This is a genomic window from Microbacterium profundi, from assembly GCF_000763375.1.
GTDB classification, from domain to species: domain Bacteria; phylum Actinomycetota; class Actinomycetes; order Actinomycetales; family Microbacteriaceae; genus Microbacterium; species Microbacterium profundi.
Window position 1 is genome coordinate 397,954 of record NZ_JPSY01000001.1, and the last position, 16,522, is coordinate 414,475.

The 16,522-nt window shown below is 66.4% G+C and carries 22 protein-coding genes; 11 read left to right on the forward strand and 11 right to left on the reverse strand.

Features of this window, described 5'->3' with window-relative positions:
* Positions 1-1,131, forward strand: a complete 1,131-nt coding sequence (locus tag JF52_RS0101875) for a cysteine desulfurase family protein (RefSeq protein ID WP_033104813.1) — start codon at positions 1-3, stop codon at positions 1,129-1,131.
* Positions 1,132-1,308: 177 nt separating this feature from the next.
* Positions 1,309-2,250 carry a glycosyltransferase family 2 protein gene (locus JF52_RS0101880; protein ID WP_033104814.1) on the forward strand — a complete coding sequence of 314 codons (942 nt, stop codon included), beginning with the start codon at positions 1,309-1,311 and terminating at the stop codon, positions 2,248-2,250.
* Between the two features lie 124 nt (positions 2,251-2,374).
* Here JF52_RS0101880 and JF52_RS0101885 read toward each other — a convergent pair whose 3' ends face one another.
* On the reverse strand, positions 2,375-4,429 hold the full coding sequence (locus JF52_RS0101885; RefSeq protein ID WP_033104815.1) for an ABC transporter ATP-binding protein: 2,055 nt from the start codon (positions 4,427-4,429) through the stop codon (positions 2,375-2,377).
* Between the two features lie 220 nt (positions 4,430-4,649).
* Between JF52_RS0101885 and JF52_RS0101890 the strand changes: the two genes are divergently transcribed.
* On the forward strand, positions 4,650-6,059 hold the full coding sequence (locus JF52_RS0101890) for an MDR family MFS transporter (protein ID WP_084595753.1): 1,410 nt from the start codon (positions 4,650-4,652) through the stop codon (positions 6,057-6,059).
* Positions 6,060-6,076: 17 nt separating this feature from the next.
* Here JF52_RS0101890 and JF52_RS17910 read toward each other — a convergent pair whose 3' ends face one another.
* Positions 6,077-6,205, reverse strand: coding sequence for a hypothetical protein (locus tag JF52_RS17910; RefSeq protein WP_268746239.1), 129 nt, complete (start codon positions 6,203-6,205; stop codon positions 6,077-6,079).
* Positions 6,206-6,298: 93 nt separating this feature from the next.
* Here JF52_RS17910 and JF52_RS0101895 point away from each other — a divergent pair, with 93 nt between their 5' ends.
* From JF52_RS0101895 to JF52_RS0101905, 3 genes are all read left to right on the forward strand, one after another.
* Complete coding sequence (locus JF52_RS0101895; protein ID WP_033104817.1) at positions 6,299-6,826, forward strand: DUF6328 family protein; 528 nt, start codon at positions 6,299-6,301, stop codon at positions 6,824-6,826.
* 15 nt (positions 6,827-6,841) lie between these two features.
* On the forward strand, positions 6,842-7,420 hold the full coding sequence (locus JF52_RS0101900) for a 1-acyl-sn-glycerol-3-phosphate acyltransferase (protein WP_033106184.1): 579 nt from the start codon (positions 6,842-6,844) through the stop codon (positions 7,418-7,420).
* Positions 7,421-7,572: 152 nt separating this feature from the next.
* Complete coding sequence (locus JF52_RS0101905; RefSeq protein WP_033104818.1) at positions 7,573-7,872, forward strand: hypothetical protein; 300 nt, start codon at positions 7,573-7,575, stop codon at positions 7,870-7,872.
* Between the two features lie 82 nt (positions 7,873-7,954).
* Here JF52_RS0101905 and JF52_RS0101910 read toward each other — a convergent pair whose 3' ends face one another.
* Positions 7,955-8,392 carry an ester cyclase gene (locus tag JF52_RS0101910; RefSeq protein ID WP_033104819.1) on the reverse strand — a complete coding sequence of 146 codons (438 nt, stop codon included), beginning with the start codon at positions 8,390-8,392 and terminating at the stop codon, positions 7,955-7,957.
* Positions 8,393-8,466: 74 nt separating this feature from the next.
* On the opposite strand from JF52_RS0101910, the gene JF52_RS0101915 reads away from it, so the two are divergent.
* Together JF52_RS0101915 and JF52_RS0101920 are read left to right on the forward strand one after the other, a co-directional pair.
* Positions 8,467-9,114 (forward strand): TetR/AcrR family transcriptional regulator, encoded by a 648-nt coding sequence (locus tag JF52_RS0101915; RefSeq protein ID WP_052166682.1) that lies wholly within the window; start codon positions 8,467-8,469, stop codon positions 9,112-9,114.
* Between the two features lie 84 nt (positions 9,115-9,198).
* Entirely contained in the window at positions 9,199-9,540 is a 342-nt protein-coding gene (locus tag JF52_RS0101920; RefSeq protein WP_033104820.1) for a LysR family transcriptional regulator, read from the forward strand.
* A 4-nt stretch (positions 9,541-9,544) separates the two neighbouring features.
* On the opposite strand, the gene abc-f is transcribed toward JF52_RS0101920, so the two are convergent.
* Positions 9,545-11,209 carry a ribosomal protection-like ABC-F family protein gene (gene abc-f, locus JF52_RS0101925; protein ID WP_033104821.1) on the reverse strand — a complete coding sequence of 555 codons (1,665 nt, stop codon included), beginning with the start codon at positions 11,207-11,209 and terminating at the stop codon, positions 9,545-9,547.
* Between the two features lie 59 nt (positions 11,210-11,268).
* On the opposite strand from abc-f, the gene arfB reads away from it, so the two are divergent.
* Positions 11,269-11,712 carry an alternative ribosome rescue aminoacyl-tRNA hydrolase ArfB gene (gene arfB, locus JF52_RS0101930; protein ID WP_033104822.1) on the forward strand — a complete coding sequence of 148 codons (444 nt, stop codon included), beginning with the start codon at positions 11,269-11,271 and terminating at the stop codon, positions 11,710-11,712.
* A gap of 13 nt (positions 11,713-11,725) precedes the next feature.
* Here the strand turns inward: arfB and JF52_RS0101935 are convergent, their stop codons facing one another.
* Positions 11,726-12,292, reverse strand: a complete 567-nt coding sequence (locus tag JF52_RS0101935) for a HEAT repeat domain-containing protein (protein ID WP_033104823.1) — start codon at positions 12,290-12,292, stop codon at positions 11,726-11,728.
* Positions 12,293-12,333: 41 nt separating this feature from the next.
* Positions 12,334-12,915 (reverse strand): alpha/beta fold hydrolase, encoded by a 582-nt coding sequence (locus JF52_RS0101940; RefSeq protein ID WP_033104824.1) that lies wholly within the window; start codon positions 12,913-12,915, stop codon positions 12,334-12,336.
* A 167-nt stretch (positions 12,916-13,082) separates the two neighbouring features.
* On the opposite strand from JF52_RS0101940, the gene JF52_RS0101945 reads away from it, so the two are divergent.
* The gene (locus JF52_RS0101945; protein ID WP_033104825.1) at positions 13,083-13,517 is read left to right on the forward strand and encodes a hypothetical protein; all 435 of its coding nucleotides are present in this window, start codon (positions 13,083-13,085) and stop codon (positions 13,515-13,517) included.
* A gap of 502 nt (positions 13,518-14,019) precedes the next feature.
* Here the strand turns inward: JF52_RS0101945 and JF52_RS0101950 are convergent.
* Positions 14,020-14,490: a nucleotidyl transferase AbiEii/AbiGii toxin family protein gene (locus tag JF52_RS0101950; protein ID WP_084595472.1), complete on the reverse strand. Its 471-nt coding sequence runs from the start codon at positions 14,488-14,490 to the stop codon at positions 14,020-14,022.
* Positions 14,491-14,511: 21 nt separating this feature from the next.
* Positions 14,512-15,054 (reverse strand): hypothetical protein, encoded by a 543-nt coding sequence (locus JF52_RS0101955; protein ID WP_033104826.1) that lies wholly within the window; start codon positions 15,052-15,054, stop codon positions 14,512-14,514.
* A gap of 114 nt (positions 15,055-15,168) precedes the next feature.
* Here JF52_RS0101955 and JF52_RS17960 point away from each other — a divergent pair, with 114 nt between their 5' ends.
* Positions 15,169-15,396 (forward strand): VOC family protein, encoded by a 228-nt coding sequence (locus tag JF52_RS17960; RefSeq protein WP_407661499.1) that lies wholly within the window; start codon positions 15,169-15,171, stop codon positions 15,394-15,396.
* Positions 15,397-15,467: 71 nt separating this feature from the next.
* Here the strand turns inward: JF52_RS17960 and JF52_RS0101960 are convergent, their stop codons facing one another.
* The 3 genes from JF52_RS0101960 to JF52_RS16730 are packed head-to-tail and all read right to left on the reverse strand — an operon-like array spanning position 15,468 to position 16,499.
* A complete protein-coding gene (locus tag JF52_RS0101960) occupies positions 15,468-15,926 on the reverse strand; it encodes an NUDIX hydrolase (protein WP_033104827.1) in 459 nt (152 codons plus the stop codon).
* Positions 15,923-16,243: a HigA family addiction module antitoxin gene (locus JF52_RS0101965; protein WP_033106187.1), complete on the reverse strand. Its 321-nt coding sequence runs from the start codon at positions 16,241-16,243 to the stop codon at positions 15,923-15,925. Before JF52_RS0101965 ends, JF52_RS0101960 begins: the two co-directional genes overlap by 4 nt.
* Positions 16,218-16,499, reverse strand: coding sequence for a type II toxin-antitoxin system RelE/ParE family toxin (locus tag JF52_RS16730; protein ID WP_084595474.1), 282 nt, complete (start codon positions 16,497-16,499; stop codon positions 16,218-16,220). The genes JF52_RS0101965 and JF52_RS16730 overlap by 26 nt, the downstream gene beginning before the upstream one ends.
* Between the last annotated feature and the right edge of the window lie 23 nt (positions 16,500-16,522).

Genomic DNA, 16,522 nt, shown 5'->3' on the forward strand with positions numbered 1-16,522 from the left:
ATGCTCTATCTCGACCACGCCGCCACATCTCCGGTTCGTCCGGAGGTGCTCGACGCCATGCACCCGTACCTGACGGGGGTCTTCGGCAATCCGTCGAGTCACCATACGGCGGGCGAAGCCGCGGCGAGCGCGCTGGACGACGCGAGGGCGCGGGTCGCCCGCGTACTGGGCATGCGGACGGGCGATGTGATCTTCACCGCCGGCGGAACCGAGGCGAACAACCTCGCGGTGAAGGGCATCGTGCTCGCCGCGCTCTCCCGCGGTCGGCGCCACCTCGTCACCACACCGATCGAGCACGAGTCGATACTCGAGTCCGCGGACTTCCTGGGTCGGTTCCACGACGTCGAAGTGACGCACGTGGCTGTCACGTCCGCTGGGCGTGTGACGCCGGATGCCGTGGCCGAGGCTCTCCGCGACGACACCGCGCTGGTCTCACTCGGGCACGCGAACAACGAGATCGGCACGGTGCAGGATGCCGCAGCCATCGCGACGCTGACCGCAGCCGCCGGGGTGCCGCTGCACCTCGATGCCGTGCAGTCGGCCGGGTGGCTGCCGGTCACCGGCCTCGGAGCGGATGCGATCTCGATCGCCGGGCACAAGCTCGGCGCCCCGAAGGGCATCGGTGCTCTGGCCGTGCGCGGACGCGTTCCGCTGGAGCCGCTGCTGCACGGCGGCGGGCAGGAGCGCGGGCGGCGCTCGGGAACCGAGAATGTCGCAGGAGCAGTCGCCTTGGCCGTGGCACTCGAGCTGGCCGAGGCGGAACGCGAATCGGTCGCCGCTCGTGTCGGCGCGCAGACGCAGCGGTTCATCGGCGGGGTACTCGCCGCGGTACCGCAGGCCGCGCTGACCGGGGACCGCGAGAACCGGCTGTCAGGCGCCGCGAGCTTCACCTTCGCCGGTACGAGCGGCGAGGCGGTGCTGTTGGAGTTGGAGCGGCGCGGCGTGATCTCGTCCAGCGGTTCGGCGTGCGCCGCGGGGAGCGATGAGCCTTCGCATGTGCTTCTCGCCTGCGGTGTGGCGCCCGAGGTCGCGCAGACCTCGGTGCGGTTCACGTTCGGGCGAGACTCCCTGCCGGATGACGCGCCGGAGCAGCTCGCGGCGCTCGTCGCTGCGGCGGTGTCGGCCGTCTGACGTCCGGTGGCGCGGCTTCGACTCGCGCTGCTCGCTCAACCCGTTTCGTCTCGCTCCGCTCGCTCAACGACCCGAAAGCGCTGCTCGCTCAACCCGTTTCGTCTCGCTCCGCTCGCTCAACGACCCGAAAGCGCTGTACCCGCGGCTTCTGCGGTCCCTCGGCCATAGACTCGAGACGTGCCAGACCCGATCGTGACGCTGATCGTCCCCGGTCGGGACGTCGAGTCATTCGCCCCCGCCGCGATCGCCTCGCTGCTCGTGCAGACCGAGCCGCGTTGGCGGGCCATCCTCATCGACGACGGTTCGAAAGACGCCACCGGCGACGTATTCGCGGATGCCGCGGCATCCGACTCTCGATTCACATACCTGCGCCACGAGGCATCCCGCGGGTTGGGCGCCGCCAGGAACGTCGGGCTCGAACTCGTCGACACCGAATACCTCGGCTTCCTCGATGGCGACGACGAACTCACCCCGACCGCCCTTGAGCGCCTCACGAGCACTCTCGCCGAGACGGGCAGTGACTTCATCGCCGGCGCCTACGTGCGCACACGCCCCCACGGTGACGGATACATCCCCGGACGCGTGCAGCCCTGGACATCCGCGGCTACCGACCCCGCACGCCGCCGCACGAACATCTTCGATCACCCCGCGGCGTCGGCGAACATCGTCGCTTGGTCGAAGATCAGTCGCACCGACTTCTCGCGCGATCTGCGATTCCCCGAAGGCGTTGCCTACGAGGATCAGATCGTCGCCCAGCAGATGTATGCCCGCGCTCGTTCCTTCGACGTCATCCCCGATGTCGTCGTGCACTGGCGCGTGCGACCCGACGGAACCTCGATCACCCAGACCAGGGACCAGCTGCCCGTGCTGCGCGACTACCTCGCGGCTCTCCGCGGCGGCATCCGCGTGCTGCGGGACGCCGGGGCTCACGCCGCGGTGATCGCGCGCCTCGACCTGATCCTCGCGATGGATATGGCGCCGCTCCAGGAGATCGCCGCCGCCCACCCCGATCCCGCCTATGCAGCCGAGGTCACGGCGTTCCTCGATGAACTCCGCGCGCTTCCTGAGTTCGCCGCCGCACATCCCGACCCCGACCTTGCCACAGCGCTGTCCTGGTGACGCACACGTCGTCACCGAGCACCGATGAACGCCGACCTGGATTCCTTGTTCGTCATCGTCGCCCGAGGCGGCGAGCGCATCGTGCCTTCGTCGACGGCGGCATGTCTGCGCACTGAGCGCGCCGCTACCCCTCGGCCGGATACACGCGCTGATCAGTGCCTGCGCCGTCGAGCAGCGGCACCGGCGACGTGAGCGCGTCCACGGCATCCGCGCCTGCGGAGTCATCCGGCGCCCGATCCGCGCGCCGGTTCGCGAAAGCGGCCGCCACGCCGCCACCGATCACGTTCTCCACGACGGTCTCCGTCTCGAGCACACGGGATGCTGCGACCTGCTGCGCGGCGAGCTCTGCATAGAGCCCGCCCTGAGCGAGCAGTTCCCCGTGCGTACCGGACTCCACGATCTGCCCCGCCTCAAGCACGTGGATGACATCGGCGCCCATGACGGTCGAGAGACGATGCGCGATGGAGATCGTCGTCCTGCCGCGGGCGGCCTCGTCAAGGGCCTCCTGCACGACGCGCTCGGACACCGTGTCGAGTGCTGAGGTCGCCTCGTCGAGGAGCAGCACCGGCGGGTCCTTCAGCAGCACCCTGGCGATCGCGATGCGCTGCTTCTCGCCGCCGGAGAGCCGGTAGCCGCGCTCCCCGACGATCGTGTCGTAGCCGTGCTCGAACCCGGCGATGATGTGGTGGATGTTCGCCGCCGTGCAGGCCGCGATGACCTCGTTCTCGGTGGCATCCGGCCTGGCGTACATGAGGTTCTCGCGGATCGTCGCGTGGAACAGATAGGTCTCCTGCGAGACGATGCCGACGTTGTCGATGATCGACTCCTGCGTGAGCGTGCGCACATCGGCTCCGGCGAACAGCACCGCTCCCCCGTGCGCCTCGTACAACCGCGGAGCGAGGTACAGGATCGTCGTCTTGCCCGCCCCGGACGGCCCGACGAAAGCGATATGCTGGCCCGGCTCCGCCACGAACGAGACGCCCTGCAGAGTCGGACGGGCGTCGGGCGCAGCATCCGGATACCTGAACACGACCTCGTCGAACTCGACCCGACCGAGGGGCCCAGGCGCCGCATCCACCGGGATCGCATCCGAGGAATCCTCGATCTCCGGCACCAGATCGAGGTACTCGAAGATGCGCGCGAACAGCGCCTGCGAGGTCTGCAGATCGAGCGATACCCGCATGAGCCCCATCAGCGGCTGCAGCAGCCGCGCCTGCACGGTGGTGAACGCGACCACTGTGCCCGCGGTGATCGCCCCAGCGCCTCCGGCGATCAGGTAGCCCGATACGAGGTAGATGACGGCGGGAACCGACGCCATCAGCACCTGGACGACGGCGAAGAAGCCCTGGCCGCTCATCGCCCGGCGGACCTGCAGCTTCACCTGATTGCGATTCTCGCCCTGATACCGCTGCGATTCGGCCCGCTGGCGGTTGAACGACTTCGACAGCAGCATGCCCGAGACGCTCAGGGTCTCCTGAGTGATGGACGTCAACTCCGAGAGCGATTCCTGCGTCTCCCCCGCGATACGCGCGCGGACCTGACCGACACGGCGCTGCACGATGATCAGGAACGGCATCAGCACGACAGCGATGAGGGTGAGGCGCCAGTCGATCAGGATCATCGCCACCAGCGACGCGATCACCGTCACGACATTGCCCAGGATGCTGGTGACCGTGTTCGTGAGCACGCCGGAGACACCGCCGACATCGTTCTGCAGTCGCGACTGGATGACACCGGTCTTGGTGCGCGTGAAGAAGCCGAGTTCCATCGCCTGAAGGTGTTCGAACAGCCGAACGCGCAGATCACCCGTGACGCTGTTGCCCACCGTCGAGGTCAACCAGGTCTGGCCGACGCCGAGCACGGCGGAGAGCAGGAAGAGCCCGACCATGATCAGCACGAGACGGATGAGCAGTGCGATCTCGGGACTGCCGCCGTCGACCGGGAAGAGCGCGTCGTCGAATATGCGCTGGACGATCAGCGGCGGGATGACCGCGATGCCGGCCCCGACCACCACGAGGATGCCGGTGAGGATGATGCGGCCGAGATAAGGACGGAACAAACCCACGACCCGCTGTCCGAGTCCGGAGATCCGCGGCGCCTCGGCGTTCAACCGCTTCTGCGCCGCCTCGTCGACACCGCGGAAGCCACCTCCACCTCCACCACCGCGCCCGCCGCCCATGCTCATCCGGTCAGCCTAGCCCCGAGAAAATCTCGCCGGAGAGGGAATGCCCGCAGGCAGGACTGCGTTACCATGATTCGTTGTCAACGAGTGGGTTCCGCTTCTTCGGCTCCGTCGTCGGCCTTCCGCCACCCCCATCCACTGAGGAGACGCTTTGGCCACCACATCCACCGGTTCGGTACCCGCCGTCAAGACGGAACCGACCATCGCACCATCCGACATGCGAGTCATCTGGCTGCTGCTCGTGGCAGCCTTCGTCGCGATCCTGAACGAGACGACGATGGGGATAGCGATCCCCCATCTGAACGCCGACCTGGGCATCCCACCGGAACTCGGCCAGTGGCTCACCAGCGCGTTCATGCTCACGATGGCGATCGTGATCCCCACGACCGGTTTCCTGCTTCAGCGCTTCACCACGCGCCAGGTCTTCATCGCCGCGATGTCGGCGTTCTCCCTCGGCACGATCGTGGCCCTCATCGCACCAGGCTTCGAGGTGCTGCTGGTCGGACGCGTGATCCAGGCCGGCGGTACCGGCATCATGATGCCGCTGCTGATGACCACGATGATGAATGTTGTCCCGCCGCAGTCCCGCGGCCGGATGATGGGTCGTGTCGGCCTCGTCATCTCGCTCGCTCCGGCGATCGGTCCGACACTCGCGGGTGCCGTGCTCGAGACGCTGAGCTGGCGCTGGCTGTTCGCGATCGTCCTGCCGATCGCCCTCGTCTCCCTCGCCATGGGCGCGAAGTGGATGACGAACCTCGGCGAGACGAAGAACGCTCCGGTCGACGTACTGTCGATCGTCCTCTCCGCCTTCGGCTTCGGCGGCGTCGTGTACGGTCTCAGCCAGTTCGGCGGCGCAGGCGAGTCGAACGGCACGACGATCGGCGTCGTCTCACTGGTTGTCGGCGGTGTGTCGCTCGCACTGTTCGTGTGGCGGCAGCTCGTGCTGCAGCGCGTCGACGACGCGCTGCTCGACCTGCGCGTGTTCCGCTCCGGCAACTACACGATCGCCGTCATCGTCATGGGCATCCTCGCCCTGTCGATGTTCGGAACGCTCACGCTGCTGCCGCAGTACCTGCAGAACGTCGCGGGACTCGATGCGCTGCAGTCCGGCCTGATCCTGCTTCCCGGGTCGATCCTGATGGGACTCCTCGGCCCGATCATGGGTCGCATCTACGACGCCCGTGGCACCCGCACGCTGCTCATCCCCGGCACGATCATGGTGTCGGCAGCGCTGTTCTTCTACTCCACGGTCGGCGAGCACACGCAGTGGTGGATGCTCGTGATCTCGCAGACCTTCATGTCGGTGGGTCTCGCGATGTCGTTCACACCGCTGTTCTCCGCATCGCTCGGATCGCTGCAGCGTCACCTGTACTCGCACGGTTCCGCCGTGCTCAACACGATCCAGCAGGTCGCCGGTGCGGCCGGCGTCGCTGTACTGACGGTCACCTACTCGTCGATCCTGCACGCCGGCGAGAGCGAAGGACTGTCGACGGCGGTCGCCGGCGCTCCGGGAGCGCGCATGGCATTCCTGATCGCGGCCATCATCTCGCTGGGATCAGTGGCCTTGAGCGCGTTCATCCGCAAGCCGGCGGATGACGTGGGCGGGGAGTTCCACAGCGGTCACTGACCGCCGGCGGAGATGCCCTACCCGGGCAGGGAGCAGGAACCGCCGCAGCAGCTGCCGGCGTTGTCGTCACCCAGCAGATTCAAGCCTGCGGGGATGACAGGGACGTCGACCGCAGCGGTCGATTCCGAGGTCTCACGAATGGTCATTGTTCCATGCTACGCCCGAGCACGGACTGCGGCGTCAGGCTCGCATCGGGCGCGGCTCTGGACAGTTCGACAGTCGTGCCCAAAACTCGGAGTATGAACGACTCCCCTGACGCGAGCAAGGACGCGCGGCTCGACGCGGAAACCGATGGGCGTGCCGGCGCGAAGCGTGACGGACGCGACGAGACGCGCGATGAACGCGCGGATCGCAATTGGGAAGAGCTCATGCAGGAACTGCGCGTGATGCAGACCGGCACGCAGGTGCTTTCCGGTTTTCTGCTCGCGGTGGCGTTCCAGCCGCGATTCACCGAGCTCGACGACCTGCAGCGCACGCTCTACATCGTGCTCGTCGGCCTGGCGGCCCTTGCGACCGTGCTCGCGCTGGCACCGGTGGGGATGCATCGGTCGCTGTTCGGCCGGCACCGCAAGCCCGACCTCGTCAGGTTCGCCTCGCGCATGGTGCAGGCCGATCTGGTCGTGATCGGCCTGTTGAGTGTCGGTGTCACGACGCTCATCGTCGACTTCACTGTGGATCGGACGACGGCGACCGTCGTACTGATCGTGGCCGCTGTGGTGGTCCTGGCGCTCTGGGTGCTCCTGCCGCGACTCATCGACAGAAGGTGAATGGCCTACGGTTATGTGGTGAAACGAATCCTCGCGCGTGCATTCTGGACGCTCAGTCGTTGGACGCTCAAGGGCGACGAGGTGCCGGCCCGACCGACGATCCTCATCGGGGCGCCGCACACTTCGAACTGGGACTTCGTGTTCATGCTGGCGATCGCCTGGCAGCTCGGCATCGACGTGCACTGGCTCGGCAAGAAGAGCCTGTTCGCCGGTTGGCGCGGACCGATCATGCGTCGCATCGGCGGCGTGCCGGTGGATCGGGACGACCCGAGCCGGGTCGTCAAGGATGTGATCGCACAGGTGCATTCCGGTGAGGTGTTCGCACTCGTCGTCACGCCGGACGGCACGCGCGGCGGCAACGAATACTGGAAGTCGGGCTTCTACCGGATCGCCACGGAGACCGGCATGCCGGTGACTCTCGGCTACGTCGATCGCACAACCATGACGACCGGTCTCGGACCGACGTTCGAGCTGACCGGAGACGTCGCCGCCGACATGGACCGCATCCGAGCGTTCTACGCCGACAAGGCCGGCGCCCGGCCGAACAGGCGCACCGAGCCGCGGTTGCGGGAAGAGCGCGGCTCCGACGACTAGGGTCGCGATCGCCCAGGGTATCGGTGGCATCGCGCGAAGATGTGAGGAACCTCCGAATACCCGGGCGCAGGTTGATCCTCTCCCCCGATGTGCGGAATCGTGGCCCGGACATGTTCTGACCGGAGCATGTCCGCAACCGGAAGGAGAGCGCTGTGCTCACCCTGACCGAAAATGCAGATGCCGTCGTCACCACGATCGTCGGCCGCGAGGATGCCAGCGCAGACGCGGGGCTTCGCATCCAGACCGCGGAAGGACAGGGACCCAACGGCGAATCTCGTTTCGCCGTTCACGTCGTTCCTTCCCCGGAACCCGCCGACGTCGTGATCGACGGTGTCGGCAGCCGCGTGTTCCTCGAGGAGAACGCCGCCGAGGCACTCTCCGACAAGGTGCTCGATGCCGGTGTCGATGACGAAGGAGCCGTCAGCTTCACGATTCTGCCGCAGCCGGCCTGACGCGCACGCTGAGGATTCGGGGGTGGGATGCGGTTCGCATCCCACCCCCGATGCGTTCCCTCTTCTCCCTGCGCCGGCCTGCTCACCGCGGCAGCTGGATCCGGCCGAGTCTCATCGCCAGCGCGAAGCGGTCAGGCACGCCCCAGTGCTCGACGATGCGACCGTCCTGGATGCGCGCGATATCGATCACGGTGAAGGCAACCTTGAGACCGGTCGGCGGTCCCATGAATGCTCCGGTGTTCGTTCCGACGCCTTCAGCCCGCACCCAGACGGTGTCGCCCTGCTCGGCCCAGTCGCCGATCGTGAACGTGAGGTCAGGCAGCCCCGCATGCACTTCGCTGATCGCACGCTTCACCTTCGCGATGGCTTGCGCACCGGTTCCCGCCAGACCGAACTGATGCTCGATGAGATCCGGTGAACAGAGTTCGTCGACGACATTCGTGTCCCCTGCGGCGAACCCCTCGTGCAGCATCCGTTCAACAACGCCGACCCCAGCGGTCTCCGCGATTGCATCATTCATGATCTTCTCCCTTGCAGTAGATGTGCAGTCACTGCGGTTGAACTGCAACGACTTCTTTCGCTAGCCTGATCCTCATGAGCAGCCGTGTCAATAGCCCTGCGCTTACGTATCGGCAGGAGCAGGCCGCCGCGACCAAACGCCGCATCGCCGAAGCTGCGCAGCGGTTGTTCGCTGCCGACGGATACGCGTCGACCAGCCTGGCTGCGGTCGCAGAAGCAGCCGGCGTTGCGAGCCGCACCGTGTACGCGGCGTTCGGGACGAAGAGGGAGATCCTCAACCTCATCTGCGAAAGCTGGTTGGAGCGTGCGGACGCACGCGCTCTTGCGGCATCGGTGCTCGCGGAGGACTCCGCTGTCGAGCGTCTGCGCGGTGCCGCTCATTGGCTCACCGTGCTCTACTCGACCGACTTCGATGTGGTGCGGATTCTCGATGCCGCGATGGATGAGGACGCCGAGACCCGCACCCTCCTGCGTTCGAAACTGCGCGGCCGAAACAGGGTGATGGACGGCCTCATCGCGTCGGTCGCCTCAGAGCTCGCAGTCCCCCTCGAACGGGCGCAGACGATCTTCCGCGCCTTCGCTGCGACCGGGGTATACAACGAGCTGGTGATCGATTCGGGTTGGACGCCGGAGCAGTTCGAGAACTGGCTCTCCGACACGCTGCTGCATCAACTTTTCCCTTTCGCGGCCTCAATCACGCCAGCGCGCCGAGCACCTCGTTGAAAAGGTCGGACGCTGCCCACGCTATCGCGGACGACGCGTACGCTGAAGAGCGGCCGCGACAGACGCGCGCAACGAAAGGCTCCCGTGAACATCACCCTGCTTCGACGTTTCGTCGCCGTCGCCGAGGAGCTGCATTTCCCGCGCGCTGCTCAGAACCTCGGCATCCCATTGGCGTCGCTGTACTCGTCGATCGACAAGCTCGAAGAAGAAGTCGGTCAGCCCCTCGTCACCCGCGAAGGCGAGACGCGCCTGACGTCCGTCGGCCTGCTGCTGCTTCCCGAGGCGCAACGCGAAGTCGCCGCGGCTCCGCCCGAGGTCAAGAAGCCGGTCAAGGCCGGCGGCAAGGCGAAGGCCTCGAAGGGCCGAGGCCGCGCGCCGGTCGTGAAGGGCCAGCCGAAGCCCTACAAGAAGCGTCAGGGGCGCTGAGGGCTCAGAGTTCGGTGACCTGACCGGCCTCGACGCGCCAGCGGCGGTCGGTGTTCACCGTGTCGAGCATCCGTCGATCGTGGGTGACCAGCAGCAGAGTGCCCCGATAGGACTCCAGCGCCTGTTCCAGCTGTTCGATCGCCGGCAGGTCGAGGTGGTTGGTCGGTTCGTCGAGCACGAGAAGGTTGATCCCGCGCGCCTGCAGCAGTGCGAGTGCCGCTCGCGTGCGCTCCCCCGGTGAGAGTTCGTCGACTGGGCGGTCGACGTGATCGACCCTGAGGCCGAACTTCGCCAGAAGCGTGCGAACCTCACCCGATGCCATCTCGGGCACGAGCGCCTCGAACGCCGCTGCGAGCGGCGCGGTGCCGGTGAGAAGCGATCGCGCCTGATCGATCTCCCCGATCCGGATGCTCGCGCCGAGGCTCGCGGTGCCCTCATCCGGATGCTGCTGCCCGAGCAGAGCGCGAAGAAGGGTGGATTTTCCCGCACCGTTGGGACCCGTGATGCCGATGCGCTCCCCGGCATTCACCTGCAGCGAGACCGGCCCCAATGTGAAGGATTCCTGCCGCAGGACGGCATTGCTCAGCGTCGAGACCACCGAGCTCGAGCGTGGCGCCGAGCCGATGGTGAATTCGAGCTGCCACTCCTTTCGCGGTTCCTCGACCTCGTCGAGCTGAGCGATCCGGCTCTCCATCTGACGCACCTTCTGCGCCTGCTTCTCGCTGGACTCGGCCGACGCCTTGCGCCTGATCTTGTCGTTGTCGGGCGACTTCTTCATCGCGTTGCGCACGCCCTGGCTCGACCACTCCCGCTGCACGCGAGCGCGCGAGACGAGATCGGCCTTCTTGTCGGCGAACTCGTCGTACTTCTCGCGCGCGTGGCGACGCACAGTGGCGCGCTCCTCAAGGTACGAGTCATAGCCTCCGCCGTAGACACGGTTCGAGTTCTGCGCGAGGTCGAGTTCCAACACGCGAGTCACGCTGCGCGAGAGGAACTCGCGGTCGTGGCTGACCAGTACGACGCCGCCGCGGAGTCCGCGGACGAATGCCTCGAGCCGCTCCAGTCCGTCGAGGTCGAGATCATTCGTCGGCTCGTCCAGCAATGCGATGTCGAAACGTGAGAGCAGAAGCGCGGCGAGTCCGACTCGAGCCGCCTGCCCACCGGAGAGCGAGGTCATCAGCGTGTCCTCGGCGCGAGCACCTTCGAAGACGAGGCCGAGGTCGGCGAGCACCGCCGGGATGCGCTCGTCAATGTCTGCGGCACCGCTCGCGAGCCACCGTTCCAGCGCCGCCGAGTAGACGTCGGCGGGGTCGGCACCGTTGCCGGCGAGCGAAGGATCGCCGAGCGCCGCTGCCGCGGCATCCATTTCCTTCGTGGCCGCGGCGCAGCCGGTGCGTCGGCCGATGTAGCCGACCACGCTCTCACCGGCGACGCGCTCGTGCTCCTGCGGGAGCCACCCGACGAAGGCGTCGGAGGGCGCCAGCGTGATCGTGCCCGCCTGCGGTTCGTCGATGCCGGCGAGCAGGCGCAGCAGAGTGGATTTTCCGGCGCCGTTCGCGCCGACGACGCCGACGACGTCACCCGGTGCGACAGTCAGGTCCAGGTCATCGAACAGCGTGCGGTGGCCATAGCCTCCGGCGACGCCTCGAGCCACGAGAGTTGCGGTCATCAGACGATTCTCCCATCGGTCTCGTCACGATCTTCATCGCACTGCGGCACACTTGTGGAGTGGATGATCTGCGTGTGCCTCCTGGACCGGGAGCCCCGCACGGTCTCAGGATTCCGGCGAGTGATCTGATCGAGCAGTTCTCGCGCTCTTCGGGCCCGGGCGGACAGGGCGTGAACACCGCCGACTCGCGGGTTCAGCTCAGTCTCGATCTCGCCGCGACAACCGCGTTGAGCGACGTGCAGCGTGCGCGTGTCATCGATGGGCTCGCGTCGCGGTTGGCGGGCACGGTGCTCACCATCGGCGCCAGCGAGCACCGTTCACAGCGGCAGAATCGGGTGGCAGCGCGGGAACGGCTGTCCGCTCTCATTCGCGAAGCAGTCATGCCACCCAGCATCCGTCGCTCCACGAAGCCGACGAAGGGCTCACGGCGGCGTCGGCTGGATGAGAAGCACCGGCGCTCGGAGACCAAGTCGGGTCGCAGACGGCCCACCGGTCAGGATTGACGGCTCGTCGTTCTCAGCTCTTCGGATGCCGCGATCGCAGCTTGTCGAGACTCTGCTGCGCCCCGCGACGGACCTCGACCTCCGGGTCCTTGAGCAGAGCGCGAACCGGGTCGATGTCTTCCGCCGATCCGATGGCGCCGAGCGCCCTGACGGCAGCGGTACGCACCCGGGGCACCTCGTCGCCGAGAAGAGTGGCGAGTTCGGATGCCGCGTCGAGCTCACGTGCGGCCGCGAGCCTGGCACCCATCTCCCGCACGCGCCAGGCGGGGTTGGTCAGCGTGCTGATCAGCAGCGCGGTGGCGGGCTCGTCGATGACCGATGCGTCCCAGACGTGCAGCAGCGCACGTGCACCCCAGAGTTCGGGCCAGTACAGCACCGGTGCACCGTCGATGATGCCACGTGCGTGCTCACCGCCGACGAAGAGGAGGAAGTCCGCACCCTCGTTGTTTCCGGCGAGCAGCGAGAGCGAGCGCGACACGACGGCCTGCTCGCCGTACCGCTCGACGGCGACCGCCAGACGACGCTCGAGGGGAAGCTCGACGGGAACGGGGGCCGGGGATGCAGGAGAGTTTCGGGACACACCTCAACCATAGGTTCTCTCGGGTCGCGGGAAGGCGATCCCTAGTCCCAGTCGAGGTACTCCTCGATGATCACGGCGGTCTCGATCGGATGCGTGGCAGGGAACAGGTGGTCGGCGCCGTCGACGATCTTGATGCTCGCACGCTCCGGAGCGGTGGCGTGCAGCGCCTCCGCCGTGGCAGGCGGCGTGACGGCGTCATCCGTGGCCTGCACGATCAGCACGGGGATCGCCGGGGCCAGCGGAATCTCGTCATCCTCGACGCCGAGCAGCAGCAGTCCGTTGACACGATCGGTGTGCTCTGCGGCGAAGATGCGTGCCGCGGTGCCGCCGAAGGCATGACCGCCGATCCAGGTGTGATCGAGTCCGAGGTGGTCGATCACCAGAACGGCATCCTCGACGCGCTCGCGCAGCGTCGTCGCACGATCCTGGCCGCTCGAATCCGCTCTGGGGCCGATCCGCACGACGTGGAAGCCCGCCTCTTCTGCGAGATAGTGCGCGACCACGGCGAGCCCGTCGCCGCTGAGGGCGCGTCCCGAGATCAACACCAGGGGAACCGGGCCTTCGCCCTCCTCGATGTAGGGAATCGCACGGCCGTCCGACTCGAGGATGCTCTGCTGCGTCATATGTCGTCTTCCTCTGGTGCTGGTGGCGGCTGGCTGGGCCTGTTTCGTCGCTGACATCAACGATACTGGCCGACGTGATCGATCAGGATTCGAGAAGCGCCGGATCAGCCGCGGTCGTAACTTGGTCGTAGGTGCATTCGGCACCGCGATCGAGTGAGGAGCCCGTCATGGCTGAGAAGACTGCTGGACTGTCGAAGGACGAGCGCGACGCCGTCAAACAGCGCGCCGCTGAACTGCGCGCTGAGGCGAAGGCCGGGAAGACCCGTGCCGCCGGTGAGAAGGCCGTGCGCGAAGCCATCGCCGCGATGCCGGATGACGACCGCGCGCTCGCGGAAGGCATCGATCGCATCGTCAGCGAGGTCGCCCCGCAGCTGGTTCCGAAGACCTGGTACGGCTTTCCCTCCTACGCCGACGCAGACGGGAAGATCGTGGTGTTCTTCAAAGCGGCATCCAAGTTCACCACCCGCTACGCGACCCTCGGCTTCGAGGAATCAGCGCAGCTCGACGACGGCGACCTGTGGGTGACGTCGTTCGCGCTGCTGAAGTTGACCCCGGAGACGGAGAAGACGATCGCGGAGCACATCCGGAAGGCGGCAGGCTGAGGACGTTCGCGAAGTTGCGCCGAGGGGGCCCCGGAGCGGCAGAGTTCCGACGGCAGTCCTCGCCCGTGTCGGCTTCACCCGACGCCGTGATGCACGCTCTGCCCTCACCTGTGATCGGGAGCGCCGCTCCTGGTCCATCGTGGAGCAAGTGACCGGTTCTGCACCGTGGCGCTTCCGAGACGAACCGAAGGGTGGCCGACGTGTATCCGAGCGGCGACGATATGCCCTGGTGGGCCTGGCTCTTCCCCGTCGCCCTCGTGCTCGGACTCATCGTGCGGATCATCTGGGTGTGGAGGCGCGGCGGCTTCCGCCAGGCCGACACGCCTGCGCGGGCGACTGCCGAGCCAGGCGCGGCGACCTACCCGGAGGTCTGGGCGCGCGCCATGGAAGGTCGCACCCCTGAGGTGGCATCATCAAGCGACTCCGCAGATCCTGCGTCAATAACGCTAGACGTTAAACCGAAAATCAACCACGTCGCCACGGTTGTCGAATGTCAGCAGGATCACCCTGGGCCGGCTGCCGCGATACGCCGAACGAAGACGTCGACCCAGGCCATAGCCTCGCCAAGCGACGGCAGTACATCCAATCCGTCTGCCGCCTCGACGTAGAGGCTGCCCCACTCCTGTCGCGCGACAATGGACGGTGGCCACGCCTGCTGACGTCGATACTCGAAGAGCCTGACGCACGTCGTCGCAACCAACTCGAGGTCGAGGTCCTCAGCCCCATCGAGAAGTTGAAGGTCAACGAGGTCACGAGCACGTTCACTGCCTTCGCTAGAAACAGCGTGGAGCTTCTGCGCGACCTGGTGCTCAGCGCGCATCACCGGCACCGGCCTCGGCGATTCCAGACCGACCTCGGTGAAGAGGTCAGCCAGGTCTGTCGCGAGATGGAACTGCCATGCTGACCCGGCGGCGCAACGCCAACCCGTCGTCGCCTTCGAGGTTGCGGATGCGCTGTTCCAAGGAGCGCACATTCGTCGGTGCACCGCTGTATGTCATCGACGAATGTCCTTCGTCAGCTGCTGCCATTCGACGGTGGTGAGGAGTCCTTCCGCTCGCGCCTGCTTGGCGGCCGCCAGGAGACGCTCGCCCTCGATACGGCCGCGACACTCGAGGAGCGCGTCAGCAACCGTCTGAGACTCGAGCCCCTCGTACAGCGTCGTTTTCATCGCATCCCGAACCCGCGTCAGTTCGACGAACGCTGGCAGCTTCGGCCTTGCGCGCCTGGGGACGGCAATATTGATTCGTCGGGGATTCACATCAGCGAGGCCGAACAACGCCAGCACGGACTCGCCGTGCAGGTACGCGCCCTCACCAGCGCGCAGGAGCGCTTCAGCGAACTGGTCGTATCGGGTCGGAGGGATGTCCGGCACTCGGTACAGTCCGTAGGCGATGTTGTCCAGACCTCCCCGGGCTGCGAGCTTCGGGAGCTCGACGGCAGGCACTCCCGCTTCGGCGGCGGCCTTGGTGGTGACGAATCCGTAGTGGTCGAGCGCGATCTCGCGCACGACATCCCGGTACTTCGCCGTCATCGTCATGTCACAACTCTACCGAAAACGGTAGTCTTGTGACAAGTGGCATGGGATGTAAGACTTGGCGTATGGACCTCTTCCGAACCCCTCAGGTCGTCCTGTTCACACGTGACATCGACCGTGCCGTGGCCTTCTACGGCGCTCTCGGCTTCGACGAAGCGTTCCGCACGCCGACAGCAGGAACGCCTATCCACGTGGACTGACGACGTTCCCTCAGGCTACGAGCGACTCATCGAGCTCGGCGCAACGCCCGTCAAGTCGCCAGAGCCCTGGCTCGATCGTCTACTGATCGCCTGGGTCGAGGACCCGGACGGCCACCTGGTGCAGGTTGTCCAAGCCACGAGCTGACGAGACGTTGAACCGAAACGCGACTACACGTTGAAGCGGAACTCGACCGGGTTACGTCACCGTTAGCGGTCTCACCGAACTTCCGGGACGATCTCCCCGAGCCGCGCACCAAACCCGGCACACAGCACGTGGCCCTGATCGAGAGGAACCCAGTAGCACGTCCACTGCTGCGCAACACCGCCATCCGACGGGGCTTCCTCACCAGCACCCCACCGCTCAGGTGGATCATCCAGGTCCACCAGCGCCAGTTGGAAGAAATGCCGCTCGTGCACTTCCGATTTGGAGGGCCACACGTCGTAGCGCTCGATACCCAGTGCGCTGACAACTCGAACGGCGCACCCCGTCTCCTCGAAGACCTCGCGCACGACGGCGGCCTCAGGAGACTCATCCGGCTCGATCGTGCCGGCAGGCACCTGAACACCGGTCACGTCGAGAGGCACATCGTCGTGCGTGAACACAAGCAGCCGCCCCTCATGCACGACGTAGCCGACGACCTTCCGGACGACTCGACGCTCTGGCCCGCTGCTCACGCGGCCTTCAGCGGCGTGATCGCGGTGACCTTGTCACTCAGCGCCCGACGTTCAATCCGCAGCTCGTAACTCGTCTGCAGGTTCATCCAGAACTCCTCCGAGGTGCCGAAGTAGCGTGCCAGGCGGATCGCGGTATCCGCGGTGATGCCGCGCTTACCATGCACGATCTCATTGATGCGCCGCGGCGGCACTCCAATCGACACTGCCAGCTTGTTCTGTGTGATCCCGAAACCCTCGATGAAGTCCTCCATCAGGATCTCCCCCGGGTGGATGGGCTCGATCAGGTCAGCCTCAGTGATAATCGACGAGTTCGACATCTTCCGCTCCTCCATCTCTCCAGACGAAACAGATACGCCATTGCGAGTTCACCCGGATGCTGTGCTGCCCGCGCCGGTCACCGACCAACCGCTCCAACCGATTGCCCGGCGGGATCCGAAGGTCCTCAACATCCTTGGCCGCGTGAATCAACTCAAGCTTGCGCAACGTCGCTCGCTGCACCAGCCGGTCAACACCCTTGACGTACCGTTCATGCCAGATGCGCTCGGTCTCTTTGCTCCCGAACGATCTGATCACACGGTTAGTGTATAACGAAGAGC

Excerpts from the sequence above, each read along its gene's own strand:
- JF52_RS0101955 (WP_033104826.1), bottom strand. The coding sequence starts at position 15,054 with ATGACGATGACGGCGAAGTACCGGGATGTCGTGCGCGAGATCGCGCTC.
- JF52_RS0101950 (WP_084595472.1), bottom strand. The coding sequence starts at position 14,490 with ATGTGCGCTCCTTGGAACAGCGCATCCGCAACCTCGAAGGCGACGACG.
- JF52_RS0101915 (WP_052166682.1), top strand. The coding sequence starts at position 8,467 with ATGAGCAGCCGTGTCAATAGCCCTGCGCTTACGTATCGGCAGGAGCAG.
- JF52_RS0101885 (WP_033104815.1), bottom strand. The coding sequence starts at position 4,429 with ATGGGCGGCGGGCGCGGTGGTGGAGGTGGAGGTGGCTTCCGCGGTGTC.
- JF52_RS0101875 (WP_033104813.1), top strand. The coding sequence starts at position 1 with ATGCTCTATCTCGACCACGCCGCCACATCTCCGGTTCGTCCGGAGGTG.
- JF52_RS0101940 (WP_033104824.1), bottom strand. The coding sequence starts at position 12,915 with ATGACGCAGCAGAGCATCCTCGAGTCGGACGGCCGTGCGATTCCCTAC.
- JF52_RS0101965 (WP_033106187.1), bottom strand. The coding sequence starts at position 16,243 with ATGTCGAACTCGTCGATTATCACTGAGGCTGACCTGATCGAGCCCATC.
- JF52_RS0101890 (WP_084595753.1), top strand. The coding sequence starts at position 4,650 with ATGCGAGTCATCTGGCTGCTGCTCGTGGCAGCCTTCGTCGCGATCCTG.
- abc-f (WP_033104821.1), bottom strand. The coding sequence starts at position 11,209 with ATGACCGCAACTCTCGTGGCTCGAGGCGTCGCCGGAGGCTATGGCCAC.
- JF52_RS0101910 (WP_033104819.1), bottom strand. The coding sequence starts at position 8,392 with ATGAATGATGCAATCGCGGAGACCGCTGGGGTCGGCGTTGTTGAACGG.
- JF52_RS0101945 (WP_033104825.1), top strand. The coding sequence starts at position 13,083 with ATGGCTGAGAAGACTGCTGGACTGTCGAAGGACGAGCGCGACGCCGTC.
- JF52_RS17910 (WP_268746239.1), bottom strand. The coding sequence starts at position 6,205 with ATGACCATTCGTGAGACCTCGGAATCGACCGCTGCGGTCGACGTCCCT.
- JF52_RS0101895 (WP_033104817.1), top strand. The coding sequence starts at position 6,299 with ATGAACGACTCCCCTGACGCGAGCAAGGACGCGCGGCTCGACGCGGAA.